Source organism: Microbacterium sp. HMH0099 (assembly GCF_049384025.1).
Taxonomy (GTDB): domain Bacteria; phylum Actinomycetota; class Actinomycetes; order Actinomycetales; family Microbacteriaceae; genus Microbacterium.
The window spans coordinates 54,321-70,989 of sequence record NZ_JBMRJR010000003.1 but is presented as its reverse complement, the minus strand read 5'-3'; the positions used below and the strand labels follow the sequence as shown (position 1 = coordinate 70,989).

Annotated in this window: 17 protein-coding genes and 1 tRNA gene; 8 read left to right on the top strand and 10 right to left on the bottom strand. The window is 72.6% G+C overall.

Annotated features, from left to right (window positions below):
* Window positions 1-23 precede the first annotated feature (23 nt).
* The 4 genes from ACO03V_RS07540 to ACO03V_RS07525 all read left to right on the top strand — a co-directional run bounded on the left by ACO03V_RS07540 (window position 24) and on the right by ACO03V_RS07525 (window position 3,400).
* Entirely contained in the window at window positions 24-704 is a 681-nt protein-coding gene (locus tag ACO03V_RS07540) for a DedA family protein (RefSeq protein ID WP_367726722.1), read from the top strand.
* Window positions 705-709: 5 nt separating this feature from the next.
* The gene (locus tag ACO03V_RS07535) at window positions 710-1,741 is read left to right on the top strand and encodes an App1 family protein (protein WP_367726721.1); all 1,032 of its coding nucleotides are present in this window, start codon (window positions 710-712) and stop codon (window positions 1,739-1,741) included.
* 61 nt (window positions 1,742-1,802) lie between these two features.
* The gene (locus tag ACO03V_RS07530; protein WP_367726720.1) at window positions 1,803-2,516 is read left to right on the top strand and encodes an SOS response-associated peptidase; all 714 of its coding nucleotides are present in this window, start codon (window positions 1,803-1,805) and stop codon (window positions 2,514-2,516) included.
* A 14-nt stretch (window positions 2,517-2,530) separates the two neighbouring features.
* Window positions 2,531-3,400, top strand: a complete 870-nt coding sequence (locus ACO03V_RS07525; RefSeq protein WP_423137172.1) for a 3-methyladenine DNA glycosylase — start codon at window positions 2,531-2,533, stop codon at window positions 3,398-3,400.
* 56 nt (window positions 3,401-3,456) lie between these two features.
* Here ACO03V_RS07525 and ACO03V_RS07520 read toward each other — a convergent pair whose 3' ends face one another.
* Window positions 3,457-4,656: a glycoside hydrolase family 3 N-terminal domain-containing protein gene (locus ACO03V_RS07520; protein WP_423137171.1), complete on the bottom strand. Its 1,200-nt coding sequence runs from the start codon at window positions 4,654-4,656 to the stop codon at window positions 3,457-3,459.
* Between the two features lie 139 nt (window positions 4,657-4,795).
* Here ACO03V_RS07520 and ACO03V_RS07515 point away from each other — a divergent pair.
* Window positions 4,796-4,868, top strand: a tRNA-Ala gene (locus ACO03V_RS07515).
* Window positions 4,869-5,011: 143 nt separating this feature from the next.
* Here ACO03V_RS07515 and ACO03V_RS07510 read toward each other — a convergent pair.
* Window positions 5,012-6,370, bottom strand: coding sequence for an MFS transporter (locus tag ACO03V_RS07510; protein ID WP_423137170.1), 1,359 nt, complete (start codon window positions 6,368-6,370; stop codon window positions 5,012-5,014).
* Window positions 6,371-6,716: 346 nt separating this feature from the next.
* On the opposite strand from ACO03V_RS07510, the gene ACO03V_RS07505 reads away from it, so the two are divergent.
* The 3 genes from ACO03V_RS07505 to ACO03V_RS07495 are packed head-to-tail and all read left to right on the top strand — an operon-like array spanning window position 6,717 to window position 9,681.
* Window positions 6,717-7,373 (top strand): response regulator transcription factor, encoded by a 657-nt coding sequence (locus tag ACO03V_RS07505; RefSeq protein WP_423137169.1) that lies wholly within the window; start codon window positions 6,717-6,719, stop codon window positions 7,371-7,373.
* Window positions 7,370-8,740, top strand: a complete 1,371-nt coding sequence (locus tag ACO03V_RS07500) for a sensor histidine kinase (RefSeq protein ID WP_423137168.1) — start codon at window positions 7,370-7,372, stop codon at window positions 8,738-8,740. The genes ACO03V_RS07505 and ACO03V_RS07500 overlap by 4 nt, the downstream gene beginning before the upstream one ends.
* On the top strand, window positions 8,737-9,681 hold the full coding sequence (locus ACO03V_RS07495) for a TAXI family TRAP transporter solute-binding subunit (RefSeq protein WP_423137167.1): 945 nt from the start codon (window positions 8,737-8,739) through the stop codon (window positions 9,679-9,681). Before ACO03V_RS07500 ends, ACO03V_RS07495 begins: the two co-directional genes overlap by 4 nt.
* 485 nt (window positions 9,682-10,166) lie before the next feature.
* Here the strand turns inward: ACO03V_RS07495 and rsfS are convergent, their stop codons facing one another.
* The 8 genes from rsfS to rpmA all read right to left on the bottom strand — a co-directional run bounded on the left by rsfS (window position 10,167) and on the right by rpmA (window position 16,652).
* The gene (rsfS, locus tag ACO03V_RS07490) at window positions 10,167-10,544 is read right to left on the bottom strand and encodes a ribosome silencing factor (RefSeq protein ID WP_367726714.1); all 378 of its coding nucleotides are present in this window, start codon (window positions 10,542-10,544) and stop codon (window positions 10,167-10,169) included.
* The gene (locus ACO03V_RS07485) at window positions 10,544-11,776 is read right to left on the bottom strand and encodes a hypothetical protein (protein WP_423137166.1); all 1,233 of its coding nucleotides are present in this window, start codon (window positions 11,774-11,776) and stop codon (window positions 10,544-10,546) included. Before ACO03V_RS07485 ends, rsfS begins: the two co-directional genes overlap by 1 nt.
* The gene (nadD, locus tag ACO03V_RS07480; RefSeq protein ID WP_367726712.1) at window positions 11,773-12,369 is read right to left on the bottom strand and encodes a nicotinate-nucleotide adenylyltransferase; all 597 of its coding nucleotides are present in this window, start codon (window positions 12,367-12,369) and stop codon (window positions 11,773-11,775) included. The genes ACO03V_RS07485 and nadD overlap by 4 nt, the downstream gene beginning before the upstream one ends.
* 10 nt (window positions 12,370-12,379) lie before the next feature.
* A complete protein-coding gene (locus tag ACO03V_RS07475) occupies window positions 12,380-12,604 on the bottom strand; it encodes a hypothetical protein (protein ID WP_367726711.1) in 225 nt (74 codons plus the stop codon).
* 51 nt (window positions 12,605-12,655) lie between these two features.
* A complete protein-coding gene (locus ACO03V_RS07470) occupies window positions 12,656-13,915 on the bottom strand; it encodes a glutamate-5-semialdehyde dehydrogenase (protein ID WP_423137165.1) in 1,260 nt (419 codons plus the stop codon).
* 4 nt (window positions 13,916-13,919) lie between these two features.
* Entirely contained in the window at window positions 13,920-14,756 is an 837-nt protein-coding gene (gene proB, locus ACO03V_RS07465) for a glutamate 5-kinase (RefSeq protein ID WP_367726709.1), read from the bottom strand.
* Window positions 14,753-16,297 (bottom strand): GTPase ObgE, encoded by a 1,545-nt coding sequence (obgE, locus tag ACO03V_RS07460; RefSeq protein ID WP_423137164.1) that lies wholly within the window; start codon window positions 16,295-16,297, stop codon window positions 14,753-14,755. Before obgE ends, proB begins: the two co-directional genes overlap by 4 nt.
* Window positions 16,298-16,391: 94 nt before the next feature.
* Window positions 16,392-16,652, bottom strand: coding sequence for a 50S ribosomal protein L27 (rpmA, locus tag ACO03V_RS07455; protein ID WP_367726707.1), 261 nt, complete (start codon window positions 16,650-16,652; stop codon window positions 16,392-16,394).
* Window positions 16,653-16,669 lie beyond the last annotated feature (17 nt).

Below are 16,669 nucleotides of genomic sequence, written 5' to 3'. Positions count from 1 at the left end.
CTGCGCGCCATAGGCTGACGGAGGTGAACGAGATCCTCACGTGGCTCCTCGACGTCGTCCAGAACGTCGACCCCGTGGTGCGCACTCTTCTCGCCGGTGTGGCGATCATGCTCGAGACGAGCGTCCTCGTCGGGCTCGTCGTCCCGGGCGACACCATCGTCATCGTCGCCGGCACGGCCGTCGCCTCGCCCCTCGAGGCCGTCGTCCTGGGCGCCGCCGTCGTGGTCGGCGCGCTGATCGGCGAGAGTCTCGGCTTCTGGCTCGGGCGCTGGTTCGGTCCGCGCATCCGCGCCTCGCGACTCGGACGCCGCCTGGGCGAGCGCAACTGGGTGCGGGCGGAGAAATACCTGACCCGTCGCGGCGGGCCCGCCATCTTCCTGTCGCGCTTCCTGCCCGTGCTCCACTCCCTCGTCCCCCTCACCGTCGGGATGAGCGGCTACAGCTACCGGCGCTTCCTCGCGTGGACGACGCCGGCCTGCGTCGTCTGGACGTCGCTCTACATCTCGGTCGCGGCGACCGCCGCCGGGACGTATCGCGAGCTGAGCGACAGCATCCACTCTGCGGGCTACTGGTTCGTGGGCGCCATCGTCCTTTTCCTCGTGGTGATCTTCATCGGCAAGAAGGTGCTGGAGCGCGTCGAGCGACGTCATCTGGCCGACGAGAAGGAAACGATCGGAGCGGGCACCGGCGACGTGAAAGACTGAGGCCGATGCCTCGTTCGCCCCGCAAAAAAGTGCTGTGGTTCGCCCGCCTCGAGTACCGCTTCCACGCCTGGCGCGAACGTCGCGCGCGTGCCCGCGGTCTGCGCCCGTCCGTCACCGGCTTCCCCGGCTACGGGACCGAGCAGTGGGTGCGCGTCCTCGGTCGCGTGCTCATCGCCCCGCCGATCAAGCGCACCTCCACCGGTGAGTTCGCGAGCCTGCGCGGCTGGCGCAGCTTCGCGGCGGTGCCCGTCGGCTACGCGCAGGTCCGCGTCACCATCGAGGGCGTGTCGCACGAGGTCGTCGCCGACCGCGGCGGCGTGATCGACGCCAAGCTCCCGGCATCCCTCGCCCCGGGCTGGCAGACCGTCACGATGACCGTCGAGGGCAGCGAGCCCAGCGAGACCCGCGTCTTCGTCGTCGGCTCCGACGTGAAGTTCGGCGTCGTGAGCGACGTGGACGACACCGTCATGGTGACCGCGCTCCCCCGCCCGCTCCTGGCGGCGTGGAACTCGTTCGTCGTCGACGAGCACGCCCGGCAGCCGGTCCCCGGAATGGCGGTCCTGCTCGAGCGTCTGTCGCGCGAGCAGCCGGGCACGCCCGTCATCTACCTCTCCACCGGCGCGTGGAACGTCGCGCCGACGCTCATGCGCTTCCTCCGGCGTCACCTCTTCCCCTCGGGGTCGCTGCTGCTGACGGACTGGGGCCCCACGCACGACCGGTGGTTCCGCAGTGGACGGGACCACAAGGAGGTCAACCTCCGCCGTCTGGCCGCCGAGTTCCCCGACGTGAAGTGGCTCCTCGTCGGCGACGACGGGCAGCACGACGACGCCATCTACACCGGGTTCGCGATCGAGCACCCGTCGAACGTCACGGCCGTCGCCATCCGGCGCCTCTCTCCCGCCGAGGCGGTGCTGGCCGGTGGTCGCACGGTCGTCGACGACCATTCGGCCGCGGAGGTCCCGTGGGTGAGCGAGTCCGACGGCGCCGGCCTGCTGGAGCGCCTCGAGGGCGTCGGGGTCATCCGCAGCGACGCCTGACCGGCGGCGTCGACGCCGCTGCCCGCGCCGCGATGTCGGAGCCTGCGCGTACGGTGGAGGCATGTGCGGTCGATTCGTGGTGGCCAACGTCGGGTCCGAGCTCGTGGGCGTGCTGCGCGTCGACGTCGAGGCCGATGAGCTCCCCCCGCCCTCGTACAACATCGCACCGACCTCCCCGGTCGCGATCGTCCTGGACTCGGTGAAGACCGAGCCGCCGACGCGCCGCCTCGAGGTCGCCCGTTGGGGTCTCGTGCCCGGCTGGGCGAAGGACGTCAAGATCGGCGCGCGGGCCTTCAACGCCCGCTCCGAGGAGATCGAGGACAAGCCGATGTTCCGCAACGCGCTCATCAAGCGCCGCGCGGTCATCCCCGCCTCGGGCTACTACGAGTGGAAGACCGTCGACGGAGTCAAGACGCCCCACTACATCCACCCCGCCGACGGCTCGCCGCTCTTCTTCGCGGGACTGTACGAGTGGTGGAAGGACCCGGCCCGCGCGGACGACGACCCCGCCCGCTGGGTCCTCAGTTGCACGATCCTCACGCGGGACTCCATCGGCCGGCTCGGGTCCATCCACGACCGCATGCCGCTGTTCATGGACCCCGACTTCGCGGACGCCTGGCTCGACCCGACGACCGAGAACGTCGGCGACATCCTCGACGCGGCGATCGACGCCGCCCCCGACATCGCCGAGACGCTCGACGACCACGTCGTGTCGTCGGCGGTGGGCAACGTCCGCAACGACTCCGCCGCGCTCATCGAGCCGGTCGACGACTGACGTATCGTCGGACGGTGCCCTCTCTCGCCGCCCCCGCTGCCGTCGTGCTCTCGCGCGACGAGTGGTCGGCGACGGCCGCAGACCACGCTGCACGGGCCGACGCCCTGACGGCGGCGCATCGGGAACGCGCGGCTCGGGCCGAGCGGCATCCGGTCGAGGACTTCCTCTTCACCTACTACTCGTACAAGCCGGCGATCCTGCGGCGGTGGCATCCGGGGATCGGTGTCGTCCTCGAGGACGCCGACGACCGCGCCGGGTGGCGCTGGTACCGCGCCGACGGGTCGGGGGTGAGAGTGGATGCCGCGGCGTTCCGCACCGAGAAGGGCGCGCTGTTCCGCGGCACCGTGAACCTGCTGCGGGCGACCCTGGACCGGCCGGCCCAGTTCGGGTGCTTCGGGCTGCATGAGTGGGCGATGGCGTACCGGGCCGACGAGGTGCGCCACGCGGTACCGCTCCGGCTGGGGCGCGACGGGACCGACGCGGTGGTCGAGGCGCACGACCTGCGGTGCACGCACTTCGATGCGTTCCGGTTCTTCACGCCCGAGGCGGCACCGCGCAACCGCGAGCCGCTGACCCGGGACGGACAGGCGGCCCGGGAGCAGCCCGGCTGCCTGCACGCCGGGATGGACCTCTACAAGTGGGTCCTCAAGCTCGGGCCCCTCGTGCCCGGTGCGCTTCTGCTCGAGGCGTTCGAACTGGCCCGCGACATCCGCACGCTCGACATGGAGGCGTCGCCGTACGACCTCGCCGCGTGGGGTTACGCTCCGGTGCGGATCGAGACGGCGGAGGGCAAGGCCGAATACGTCGCGCGCCAGCGCGAGCTCAGCGCCCGCGGCCAGCGGCTGCGCCGTGCGGTCGTCGACGCGGCGACGCGCGAGGACTGAGCCGGCGGCGAGGGCGGACCCGCGTCCCGGCGCGTGGACGGGCGTACCCTGCGCGCTCAGCCGGCGCCGGACGCGAGGTCCAGCCGCAGCGCGGCCACCCGGGCCGCGGCGTCGTCGAGACGGTCCGCGGGAAGACGCCCGTCCTCGACCGCCGCGACGATGCCGTCGACGATGCGCGGAGCGGTCGTGGCATCCGTCCCCACCACCGTCAACACGAGGTCGGTGCCCGCGGCGAGGGCCTGCACGGCGTTGTCCACCGGGTCGGTGTACGCCGCCTCGCCCGAGGACTCGAGCATGCCCAGGTCGTCGCTGACGATGACGCCGTCGAAGCCGAGCTCCTCGCGCGCGATGCGGTGCCATTCCGGGGACAGCGAGGCCGGGGCGTCGTCGACGGCGGTGTAGCGGAGGTGTCCGAACATCAGCATCTCCGCGCCGGCGTCGACGCCCGCGACGAACGGGGGCGCCTGGGTCTGCCGCCACTGCTCGATCGACATGTCGCTGCCGGGGATCCCCTCGTGCGAGTCGCCCGGTGCCGCGCCGTGTCCGGGGAAGTGCTTCAGGGTGCTCGCGACGGTGCCCTTCTCGCCCTCGACCGCGGCGGCGATGCGGGTGGCGGCGGCCTCCGGGGTCGTGCCCAGGGCGCGACGGTAGATGAACATGCCGGGGTCGTCGGTCACATCGGCGACGAGGCCGAAGTTCGCGTTCGCGCCGGCGTCGGCCACGAGTGCGGCACGCCCGGCGAACGCGTCGCGCACGGTCTCCGGGCTCGCGTCCTTGAGGGTGAGTGCGCTCGGCAGGTCGTCCCAGCGCAGGCGGGAGACGTCGCCGCCCTCCTGGTCGACGGCGACGAGCGGCGGGAAGGCGGGGTCGGTCACCATGGCCCCGGTCAGCCGCCGCACCTCGGCGGCGTCCGCGCCGATGTTCGCCCCCATCAGCAGGAACCCGCCCAGCGCGTTCTCGCGGACGTACGTTCCGGCGGTCGCGGGATCGGTGGTCGCGACGTGCCCCATGACGACCGAGGCTGCGCGCTCGCGCAGGTCCATCGCGTCGACGCGGGCCTCGGCGCTGGTCCGGGCGGTCGTGGGCGTGGGCGAGGGGGTCGGGGTCGGGGTCGGGTCGGCGGCGGCGGTCGTCGGCGCAGGGGATGCCGCGGGCGCCTCCGGCGTCGGAGCGCAGGCGACGGTGAGGGACAGGAGCGCGGCGACGCCGAGGGCGGGGAGGCCGGGACGACGGGCGCGTGAGCGGGGGTGGGACATAATGGGGTGATTCCAGGGTCCCCCGGGCGGCGGGAGATGGCAAGCCGGGAGCCGACGCGACACGCCCGTGCTACGCCGGTTTTTCGCCCGCGCTTTCCGTGTTGTAAGCTGAATGAGTTGCCCCGCGAGGGGCAGCTGAGGGCCTGTGGCGCAGCTGGTAGCGCACCTGCATGGCATGCAGGGGGTCAGGGGTTCGAGTCCCCTCAGGTCCACCCTCACCGGAAGGCCCCCGCGAGAGCGGGGGCCTTCCGCTTTCCCCGGCGGTGTGCACGACACCGCGCCGGTCCTCGCCGGAGGGATGCCAGGGCTCGTGGCATCCCTCCCCCCATACCGGGGTCGCGAGGACCGGACGCGGTCAGCGCGCCGCCGGGACGCGGGCCGGAACCTGCGCCTCGCGCATCGCGACCTCGTCGTCTAGCCAGTTCGGTGCCTTGTTGCGCAGGCAGAAGATGTACACGAGCAGGGATGCCGCGATGATCGCCGTCACGTAGACGATGAACAACGGGACCTGCGAGGTCGTCTGCGCGCCGGCGTAGAGCAGGGGCGCCGTGCCGCCGAACAGGGAGTTGGCCAGCGCGTAGCCGAGCCCGACGCCGAGGGCGCGGACGTGGGTCGGGAACAGCTGCGCCTTCACGAGCGCGTTGATCGACGTGTAGCCGGTGAGGATGACGAACCCGCCGAAGAGGATGGCGAACGCCGCGAACTCGTTCGTCTGCTGCGGCAGGACCGTGATGAGGAACCACGTGTACAGCACTCCCCCGACGCCGAAGAAGACCAGGAGCGTCTTGCGCCCGACCTTGTCGGACAGCCATCCTCCGAGCGGCTGCATGAGCATGAGCGCGGTCAGGGCGACGAGGTTGATGATCGTGCCGGCCACGACGTCGCCGCCCGAGAACGCGGTCTTGACGATGTTCGGGCCCGTGACCGAGTACGTGTAGAACGCGACCGTGCCGCCGGCGGTGACGGCGAAGCACAGCAGCAGCGGACGCCAGTTGTTCACGAGCAGGTCGCGCATCGAGCCGGAGTCCTTCGAGCGGCCCGCCTTGGTGTCGTCGAGGACGTGCTTCTCGAGCGACTCGTCCATCGTGCGGCGCATCCAGAACACGGCCACGGCCGCGATGCCGCCGATGGCGAAGGCGACGCGCCAGCCCCACGCGGTGATGGCCTCCTCGGGGAGCGTGACCACCATGATCAGCAGCGTGGTCTGCGCGAGCACGTGCCCGCCGACGAGCGTGACGTAGTGGAACGACGACAGGAAGCCGCGGCGGCCGGGCATCGCCGCCTCGGACATGTACGTCGCGCTCGTGCCGTACTCGCCGCCGGTGGCGAAGCCCTGCACGAGACGCGCGAGGACGAGGATGACGACGGCGCCGACGCCGATCGTCTCGGCGGTGGGCGCGAACGCGATGACGAGGGAGCACAGCGCCATGAGCGAGACCGACACGGTGAGCGACAGGCGGCGTCCGTGGCGGTCGGCGAAGCGTCCGAAGAACCAGGAGCCGATCGGGCGCATGAGGAACGTCACGGCGAAGATGGCCCAGACGTAGATGGTGGAGTTCTTGTCCTCCGCGGCGAAGAACTGCGACTCGAAGTACACGGCGAACACGGAGTAGACGTAGACGTCGTACCACTCCACGAGATTGCCGGCGGAGCCTTTCAGCGTGTTCGATATGGAGCGCCGCAGGCTGGTGGGGATCGTCGTCGTCGTCGACATGGGAATCCGTTCGTTCGGGGACCGATGGCGTCGCCGAGCTCGTGCACAGCGACACCGGTGGGACACGTCCGCTCATCGTCGCGGCATCCCGGTCCCTGCGGGCGGAATCCTTACGTTCGCTTTACATTGCGCGCTGCAGCGGTGCGGAGGCGCCCGTGTCCCGTTTTGTGCAGCTTGGGGTGCTGCGTGCTGCACGAAGTGGGACATGCCTGTCAGGTGTCCGGCGGGCCGGAGGGGGCGTGTCCCCTTTTGTGCAGCTTGGGGTGCTGTGTGCTGCGCGAAGTGCGACATGCAGGCGAGGTGGTCCGGACCGGGGGTGCGGCGGCGCTGTGCCTACGATGGGGCCATGCGTGTGCTCGTGGCCGAGGACGACGCGTCGGTCGCCGCCGCCCTGACGTCGGTGCTCGCGCGCGCCGGTCACACCTGCGCGCGCGTCGCCCGCGGGAGCGACCTGCTGCTGCGCCACCGCGACGCCGACGTCGTGCTGCTCGACCTCGGCCTGGAGGACATGGACGGCCTCGACGCGCTCACGCAGCTGAGGGCCGTCAGCGAGGTGCCGGTGATCGTCGTGACCGCCCGCGGCGACGAGCGCTCCACCGTGCGCGCCCTGAGCCTCGGCGCGGACGACTATCTCGTCAAGCCCGTGCGGCTCCACGAGCTGCTCGCGCGGCTGGGGGCGGTCGTCCGCCGGTACGCCCGTCCGCACCAGGCCGAGCGGATCGTGGTGGGCGACCTCGCCGTCGACGTCGTCGCGCGGACGGTGGTCTCCGCCGGCGAGGCCGTCACGCTGACACCGACCGAGTTCGGGCTGCTCGTGGCCCTGGCGCGCCGGAGCGGACAGATCGTGAGCCGCCAGCAGGTCCTCGACGAGGTGTGGGGCGACGCCTACGCCGCGTCGTCGCGGTCGTTCGACGTGCATCTCGCGCAAGTACGTCAGAAGCTGCCGGGCGTCCGCATCACGACCGTGCGCGGCTTCGGCTACCGCCTCGAGGACGACTCGTGAGGCGGCGCGTGCTGCTGCCGCTGCTCGTGTTCGGGCTCATCGCCGTGATCGCGGTGCTCATCCCCGTGGGGCAGGCGATCGCCCAGACGCGGACGTCGCAGCTCGCGTTGCAGCGGACCGCCGCGGCCGAGCAGATCGTCCAACGCGCCCGGACCGCTCTCGCGCAGGGCGACACGGCCGCTCTCCAGGCGTACCTCGAGCGCTTCGAGCGGACGTACGGCGAGGCGGTGCTCGTCCTCGACGAGCGCGGCGACGTGGCCGCCCGCGCCGGCGACCTCGTGCGCGACGACCGCGTCGACGCCCTGGTGACCGCCGCGTCGCGAACGCTCCCCCAGTGGTCGCTGCCGACGGTGCTGCCGTGGGGCGGGGACACCGCCGATGTGGCCGTGCCGGTCATCGCGGCCGGGGACCTGCCCCGCGGCGTCGTCGTGCTCCGGGTCGACCTGCGCGAAGCGCGGACGGACGTCACCCTCGGGTGGCTGCTCGTGGCCGCGGTCGGCGGTCTGCTGCTGGTCGCGCTGATGGCGGCATCCCTCCTCTGGACGCGATGGGTGCTCCGCCCCGTCAAGGCGCTCGACGCCGCGGTGGCCGCCGTCGCCGCGCACCGGCCGCTGGAGAGCGTGCCGGCGAGCGGGCCGCCCGAACTGCGGAGCCTGAGCCGGGCGTTCTCACGCATGGCGGTCGAGGTCGAGGACGCGCTCGAGCAGCAGCGCGGGTTCGTCGCCGACGCATCGCACCAGCTGCGCAACCCGCTCGCTGCCATCCGGCTGCGCGTGGACGCCCTCCCGCGGTCCGCGGAGGATGCCGCCGACGTCGCGGCCGTGGAGCAGGACCTCGACCGGCTCGAGCACACCGTCGACCGCATGCTGGTGCTCGCGAACGCCGAACACCGCGTCTCCACGCGTCGGCGAGGACCGGCGGAGGACGACCGGGGCCGCTCGGGTCCGTTGTCGGCCGCCGACCTCGCCGACCGGCATCGCGACCGGCTCGCCGCCGCCGGGCTGACGCTCGTCGCCGACGCCGCCCCCGTGCTCTCGCCGCCCCTCCCCCGCGCGGACCTCGACGAGATCGTCGACGTCCTCGTCGACAACGCCCTCCAGTACGCCGGGCCGGGCGCGCAGGTGCGCGTGACCGTCGAGCCGGGTCCCGTGATCCGCGTCGACGACACCGGCACGGACCTCCGCGACGACGACCTCGCCCGCATGGGCACCCGCTTCTGGCGCGCCGGCCGGCACCAGGGGCGGACGGGCACGGGCCTTGGCCTGGCCATCGTGGATCAGCTCATGACGGCATCCGGCGGCCGGCTGGAGCTCGCCCGGTCGCCCGAGGGCGGTCTGCGGGCCTCCTTGCGATGGGATGCCGCGTGAGCGCTCCGTCCGCCGGGCTGACGCGGCGCGCCGTGCTGACCGGGCTCGCGGGCACGGGGCTTCTCGCCCTGGCCGGCTGCGACGTCGCGCCCCCCGCGACCCTGGACGTCGGGTGCGGCGAGGACGGCGGAAGCTATCTGGAGTTCGGTCGCCTGCTCGCCGAGGCGGCGCAGCGGTCCGGTCGGCTCCGCCTGCGGCCGCTCGTGACGGAGGGTAGCGTCGAGAACCTGTCCCTCCTCGACGCCGACCGGATCGCGCTCGCGTTGTCGCTCGCGGACTCCGCCGCCGGCTCCCCGACCTCGGACCTCGTCGCCGTGGGGAGGGTGTATCAGAACTACCTCCAGTGCGTGGTTCGCGCCGACAGCGGCATCCGGACCCTCGGCGACCTGTCGGGTCGCGTCGTCTCGCTGGGCGCGCCGGGATCGGGCGCCGCCGCGACGGCGCGTCGGGTGCTGGCGGCCGCGGGACTCCTCGCCGTCCCCGACGGCCCGGTGGTCGTGGAGCGCCTGCTGGGCGAGGCGGCGACGCAGCTGCGCACAGGCGCGATCGACGCCCTCTTCTGGTCGGGCGGGGTGCCGACACCGCAGATCGCCGCGCTGTCCGGCACGACGGCCCTGCGAGTGCTGGACACCACGACCGTGCTCCCGCGGCTGCGCGAGCAGTACCCGGAGGCGTACATCGCCACGGCCATCCCTGCGGGGGTCTACGGCGGGGAGGAGCCGGTGGCGACGATCGGCATCGCGAACCTGCTGCTCGCGCGGTCGTCCTTGAACGACGACGCGGTCGCTGCGCTCGTCGACATCCTCATCGACGACGCGCGTGCCCTCGTGCCCCCGGATGCCGCCGGCGTGCAGTACCTGACCCCGGCGAGCCTCATCGACACGGTGCCCGTGCCGCTGCATCCTGCCGCCGCCCGACGGTATCGCGAGCGCTACGGCTGACCCCCGGGGCGGTGAGTTGGCGTGAATGCACGCGGGGAGGGTCCTGCAGTGTACATCTGCGCCAACTCAGCGGAGGAGCTGCTTCCCGGGGCGGTGAGTTGGCACGAATGTACGCGGGGAGGGCCCTGCGGCGTACATCTGCGCCAACTCAGCGGAGGAGCTGCTTCCCCGGGGCGGTGAGTTGGCGTGAATGTACGCGGGGAGGGCCCTGCGGCGTACATCTGCGCCAACTCAGCGGAGGCTGCTTCCCCGGGCCGGTGAGTTGGCGTGAATGTACGCGGGGAGGGTCCTGCGGCGTACATCTGCGCCAACTCAGCGGAGGGGCTGCTTCCCGGGGGCGGTGAGTTGGCGTGAATGTACGCGGGGAGGGCCCTGCGGCGGACATCTGCGCCAACTCAGGGCGAGGCTCGCATCGGCCCGGGGAGGGCGCCGGAAACGCCGATGCCCCTCGACGCGAGGTCGAGAGGCATCCGGGATCCTGCGGGTCAGTCGGCGGTGGTGGGTGCCGGCAGGTCGATCGGGACGACCGGGCAGTCCTTCCAGAGCCGCTCGAGACCGTAGTAGACGCGCTCCTGCTCGTGGAAGACGTGGACGACGAGGTCGCCGAAGTCCAGCAGGACCCAGCGGGACTCCTGCCGGCCCTCGCGGCGCAGGCGCTTGTGGCCGGCCTCGAGCAGCCTCTCCTCGATCTCGTCCGCGATCGCGGCGACGTTGCGCTCGTTGCGGCCGGTGACGAGGAGGAAGATGTCGACGAGCGGCAGCGGCTCCGAGACGTCGAGCGCGACGAGGTCCTCCCCCGATTTCGCATCGGCGGCGGCTGCCGCGATCTGCATCATGTCGCGGCCGTTCTGGGTAGCCGGCATCAGAAGACTCCTGTCGTGAAAGCAAGCACGAGCGCGCCGACGACGGCGATCGCCAGGGCTCCGGTGGTGATGATCAGTCCGATCATCAGTCGGCTGCCCTTCTCGGGCGCCGGCGGCCGGATGATCTCACCCGGCTGCTTGACGGTGCTGATCGCCGCGCTGGCGGCGATGGGGGTCGGCGAGGAGGCGGGCGGGAGCTCGCCGTCGATGAGGACGGCGTCGGCGTCGCGGCCGTCGGTCGTCCCGGGGGCGTGCCCGATGGAACCGAGTCCCTCGGGGAGGTCGAACGTGCCCGTGATGAGCACCTCGCCGGTCGCGGTGACCGGCGCCACGAGCGGGGCGCCCGTCGGGGTCTGCGAGAGGATGAGCGCGTTGGGGGTGGAGATCGACCCGGTGGCGGAGGCGCTGCGCGCGATGAGCTGGTCGAAGGACGGCGGCAGCGACACCTCGGGCGTCGCCCCCTCCAGCAGCTCGGAGCCGAGGCTCGGGTTGACCACGGCGACCGGGGCGTCGACGCGCGGGGCCTCGGCGTCCGCGGCGACCGGCGTCTCATCGGTGTCGTCGGGGACGGCGGGCTTGAAGATGGCGGGGGTCTCGGATGCCGCGGAGGCGGGCGTCGTCTCGGCGCGCTCGGCCACGACCGGCTGCACCGCGGTGGCGGGGGCCGGGTCGAAGTCGGGCGTGATGACCGGGATGGACGCGGTGCGGATCTTCTCCTGCGCCCGCACCTGACGACGGGTCAGGCCGCCGACGCCCATGTCGAGACCGCCGACACCCAGGTCGAGACCGGCATCGGTCATGGGCGGGGCGAAGGAGACGGGGGCGGCCGCGCGGGCCAGCGGGGCCGACGGGCCGGCCGGCGTCGTGGTGGGCTCGTCGTCGCGGTCCGCGGCGACGGTGTCACCCTCCGCGGCGGGAGCGGCATCATCGGTGGCGGGCTCCTCCACGAGGGCGTCGCCGTCCCCGTCCGCGCCAGCGCCGGCGTCCGTCGAGGCGGGAGAGTCGGCGTCCGTCGAGGCGGAGGAGTCGGCGTCCGTCGAGGCGGGCGCGGCGCCCTCGTCCTCGGCGGTGGGGACCGCGTCGATGACGGTCTCGTCGGGAGCGGACGGCTCCGCGGGGGCGGCATCCGCCGGGGTCATGTCCGGGGTGATGACCGGCGTCGCTCCGGTGTTGCGCAGCTCGCGCAACTGGCGACGCGTCAGCGGGGGCGTCGAGGAATCGGATGTGCTCATGCCTTGCTCCGGTAGAGGTGGTGCTTCGCGATGTACTGCACGACGCCGTCCGGGACGAGGTACCACACGGGGTGGCCTCGACGGACGCGGGCGCGGCAGTCGGTGGACGAGATCGACAGCGCGGGGATCTCGAGCTGGCTGACGTCGTCGCTCGGCAGCCCCTCCGTCGAGAGGACGTGACCGGGACGGGAGACGGCGACGAAGTGCGCCAGCTCCCACAGCTCCTCGTGGTCGCGCCATCCGAGGATCTGCGCGACCGCGTCGGCGCCCGAGATGAAGAACAGGTCGGCGCCGGGGCGCTCGCGCTGCAGGTCGCGCAGCGTGTCGATCGTGTAGGTGGGGCCCTCGCGGTCGATGTCGACGCGGCTCACGGTGAACTGCGGGTTCGCCGCGGTCGCGATGACCGTCATGAGGTAGCGGTGCTCGCTCGAGGTGACCTGGTCCTTCTGCCACGGGCGGCCCGTGGGGACGAAGACGACCTCGTCGAGGTCGAACGACTGGGCGACCTCGCTGGCGGCGACCAGGTGACCATGATGGATGGGATCGAACGTCCCACCCATGACCCCGATGCGAGGGGCGCGCGTCACCGACATATGGTCGGCCTCAGTGGCCGTGCGCCTCGGGAGTGGGCGTGCCGTTCTTGCGCGTCCAGGCGTCGGCCTTGTTCGCGTGACGGTTGGCGACGTTGCGGTACGACAGGGTCACGAGGCTCAGCGCGACGAACGCCACGAAGGCGATGACGCCGAAGATGAACGTCTCGGCCTGGACGTTGCCGCCGTGGTGCTCGGCCCCTTCGGCGGCCAGGGCGGTCAGCGTGGCGAAAGTCATCGGTGCTCCGTTCGGGAAGTCTGCGGCGTGAGCCACAGTCATTTTAGGCGGTCAGGGGCGGATCTGCCCGTCGCCGCGCCCGAGCCACTTGGTGCTCGTCAGCTCGGCGAGGCCCATGGGGCCGCGGGCGTGCAGTTTCTGGGTCGAGATGCCCACCTCGGCGCCGAAGCCGAACTCGCCGCCGTCGGTGAAACGGGTGGAGGCGTTCACGAGCACCACGGCGGAGTCGACCTCGGCGAGGAAGCGGGAGGCGGATGCCGCGTCCTCGGTGATGATCGACTCGGTGTGCTGCGTCGAGTAGCGGCGGATGTGGTCGAGGGCGGCGTCGAGGTCGTCCACGACGCGGACGGCGAGATCGAGGCTGAGGTACTCGGCGGCCCAGTCGTCCTCGGTCGCGGGGATGACGCGCGCGTCGAAGCCCGCGACGGTCTCGTCGCCGTGCACGCGCACGCCGGCGTCGGAGAGCGCGGCGACGAGCTCGGGGACCAGACGGTCGGCGGCGGCGCGGTGGACCAGGACGGTCTCGACCGCGTTGCACACGCTCGGGCGCTGCGTCTTGGCATTGAGGACGATGTCGCGGGCCCAGGCGTCGCGGGCCGTCGCGTCGAGGTAGATGTGCACGACGCCGGCCCCGGTCTCGATGACCGGCACCGTCGACTCGGTCACGACCGTCTCGATGAGTCCGGCGCTGCCCCGCGGGACGAGCACGTCGACGAGGCCGCGCGCGTTCATGAGGGCCCGCGCCCCCTCGCGGCCGAAGTCGTCGACCGTCTGGATGGCCTCGGGCGAGACCCCCCGCGTCTCCAGCGCGGCGCGCATGACGTCCACGAGGGCCGCGTTGGAGCTCTGGGCGGCCGACCCGCCGCGGAGGACCACGGCGTTGCCGGAGCGCAGCGCGAGGGCGGCGATGTCGACGGTCACGTTGGGACGCGCCTCGTAGATGGACCCCACCACGCCGAACGGCACGGCGACCTTCTGGAGGGCGAGGCCGTTCGGGAGGGTGCGGCTGTCGAGGACGCGGCCGACGGGGTCCGGCAGCTCGGCGACGGCGCGCACGGCGGACGCGAGCGAAGCGACGCGCTCCGCGTCCAGGCGCAGCCGGTCGAGCAGGGCGTCGCCGATGCCGTCGCGGCGACCGCGCTCCAGGTCGTCCGCGTTCGCCGTGACGATGTCGTCGGTGGCGGCCTCGAGCCCGTCGGCGATCGCCGTCAGCAGAGCCGTCTTCGCGGCGGCATCCAGGAGCCCGATCTCGCGGGCGGCGTCCTTCGCCAAACGCAGGCGGTCCTCGACGGAGGCGGCGATCGTGGTCATCGGCTCAGTCTACCGCCGGGGCGACGGCCCCCACCGGGCCGGTCGCGAGGGTCACCGGGTCGGGATTCGGCGCGAACCAGGTGCCGACGTCGTCTCCGGAGAGGGCGGATGCCACCAGGTCGGCGCTCGTGACGAGGACGCCGACGCCGGCCGTGGAGGCGAGCTTGGCTGCGGAGGCCTTGGTCGCCGCTCCGCCGGTGCCCACGCCGTTGACCACGCCCGCACCGAACTCGAACTCCTCGAGGTCGTCGCCCCACGCCACGTGTGTGATGGGCTGCGCCCCGGGCTCGCTCGGCGGCCGCGTGTACAGGCAGGCGATGTCGCTGAGCAGCACCAGCGCGTCGGCGCCGATGAGGCGGGCGACCAGCGCGGCGAGGCGGTCGTTGTCGCCGAAGCGGATCTCGTGCGTCGCGACGGTGTCGTTCTCGTTGACGATCGGCAGGATGCCCAGGCCCAGCAGGCGCTCCATCGCGCGGCGCGCGTTCGACCGCGAGGTCGCGTTCTCGAGGTCGCCGGCCGTGAGGAGGACCTGCCCGGCGAGGAGGCCGAACCGGTCGAGGGACGTCTGGTACCGCCACATGAGGACGTTCTGGCCTACTGCGGCCGCGGCCTGCTGGGTCGCGAGGTCGTTGGGGCGCTCCCCCAGGTCGAGCAGCGGGAGGGCCGTGGCGATCGCGCCGGACGACACCAGCACGACCTCCGTCCCGGTCGCGACGAGGTCCGACAGCGCCGCGACGATCGTGTCGATGCGGTGCGCGCCGTCGCCGCTGATCGAGGACGAGCCGACCTTCACCACGACGCGTGCGGAGCGCGGGATGTCGGCGCGGGTCGTCGCGGTCACCGCTCCTCGTCCTCGGACGAGAGCGCCGAGGAGTCGCCGTCGGGCGAGATGCCCGCGGCCCGCGCCGCGCGGCGTTCGGCCTCGAGCTCGGCGCGGGCGTCGGCCTTGGCATCCATCCGCTCGTGATACTGCTCGCGTCGCTCGGAGGAGGTCCGGCGCGAGTTCTGCACGAGGCGCGGGTCCGTGCCGCGGGGGGCCGTCATGAGCTCGGCCGCGGAGGTGAGGGTGGGCTCCCAGTCGAAGACGATGCCGTCGCCGGGACCGATGACGACCGTGGCGCCGGCGACCGCGCCCGCGCGGAACAGGCCGTCCTCGACGCCGAGGCGCGCGAGACGGTCGGCGAGGTAGCCGACGGCCTCCTCGTTCTGGAAGTCGGTCTGCTGCACCCACTTGACCGGCTTGTCGCCGAGGATCCGGTACACGGCCCCGTAGGTGCCGCCCTCGACCTTGATCGTGAAGTCCTTCTCGGAGCCGCGGGGGCGGATGACGACGCGCTCCGCCGGGGCCTGGTCGACGGTCGCGAGGCGGTGCTGCTCGACGATCTCGCCGAGGGCGAAGGTGAGCTCGCGCAGGCCGGCGCGGCTGACGGTGGAGATCTCGAACACGCGGAACCCGCGGGCCTCGAGGTCGGGCCGGACGAAGTCGGCCAGCTCGTGCGCCTCGGGGACGTCCACCTTGTTCAGCGCGACGATCTGCGGCCGCTCCAGGAGCGGGGTCTGGCCCTCGGGGACCGGGTAGGCGGCGAGCTCGGCGAGGATGACGTCGAGGTCGCTCAGCGGGTCGCGGCCCGGGTCGAGCGTGGCGCAGTCGAGCACGTGGACGAGCGCCGTGCAGCGCTCGACGTGACGGAGGAACTCCAGGCCCAGGCCCTTGCCCTCGCTCGCGCCCTCGATGAGCCCGGGGACGTCGGCGATCGTGAACCGCGCGTCGCCCGCCTGGACCACGCCGAGGTTCGGGTGGAGGGTCGTGAAGGGGTAGTCGGCGATCTTCGGGCGCGCCGCCGAGACCGCGGCGATCAGGCTCGACTTGCCGGCGGAGGGGAAGCCCACCAGGGCCACGTCCGCGACGGTCTTGAGCTCGAGGACGACGTCGCCCTCGTAGCCGGGGGTGCCGAGTAGCGCGAAGCCCGGCGCCTTCCGCTTGGGCGAGGCCAGCGCCGCGTTCCCGAGGCCGCCGAGACCGCCGGGAGCGGCGACGAAGCGCATCCCCGGGGTGAGCATGTCGACGAGCACGGTGCCGTCGGCGTCCTTGACCACGGTGCCCAGCGGGACGGGAAGCTCCAGGTCCTCGCCCAGGGCGCCCGAACGGTGGTCGCCCATGCCGAACCCGCCGTTGCCCGCCGCGCGGTGCGGCGAGTGGTGGTACGACAGCAGCGTCGTCGTCTGCGGGTCGGCGACGAGGACGACGTCGCCGCCGCTCCCGCCGTTGCCCCCGTCGGGACCGGCCAGCGGCTTGAACTTCTCACGGCGCACCGAGACGCAGCCGTTGCCGCCCTTTCCCGCACGCAGGTGCAGGGTCACGCGGTCGACGAAGGTGACCATGGCGGGTCCTTCCGGATGGGGCCGGCGGAGCCGACGCGGGAAAACGAAGAGGGGGTGGGCAGCGCCCACCCCCTCGAGCGCCGAAGCGCGGGAATCACTCCGCAGCTGCGGCGACGATGTTGACGACCTTGCGGCCGCCCTTGGTGCCGAACTCGACCGCGCCGGGGGCGAGGGCGAAGAGGGTGTCGTCGCCACCGCGGCCGACGTTGGCGCCGGGGTGGAAGTGCGTGCCGCGCTGGCGGACGATGATCTCGCCGGCGAGGACGACCTGACCGCCGAAGCGCTTCACGCCGAGGCGCTGTGCGTTGGAGTCACGACCGTTACGGGTGGAGCTTGCGCCCTTTTTGTGTGCCATCTCTGCGTCTCCTGGCT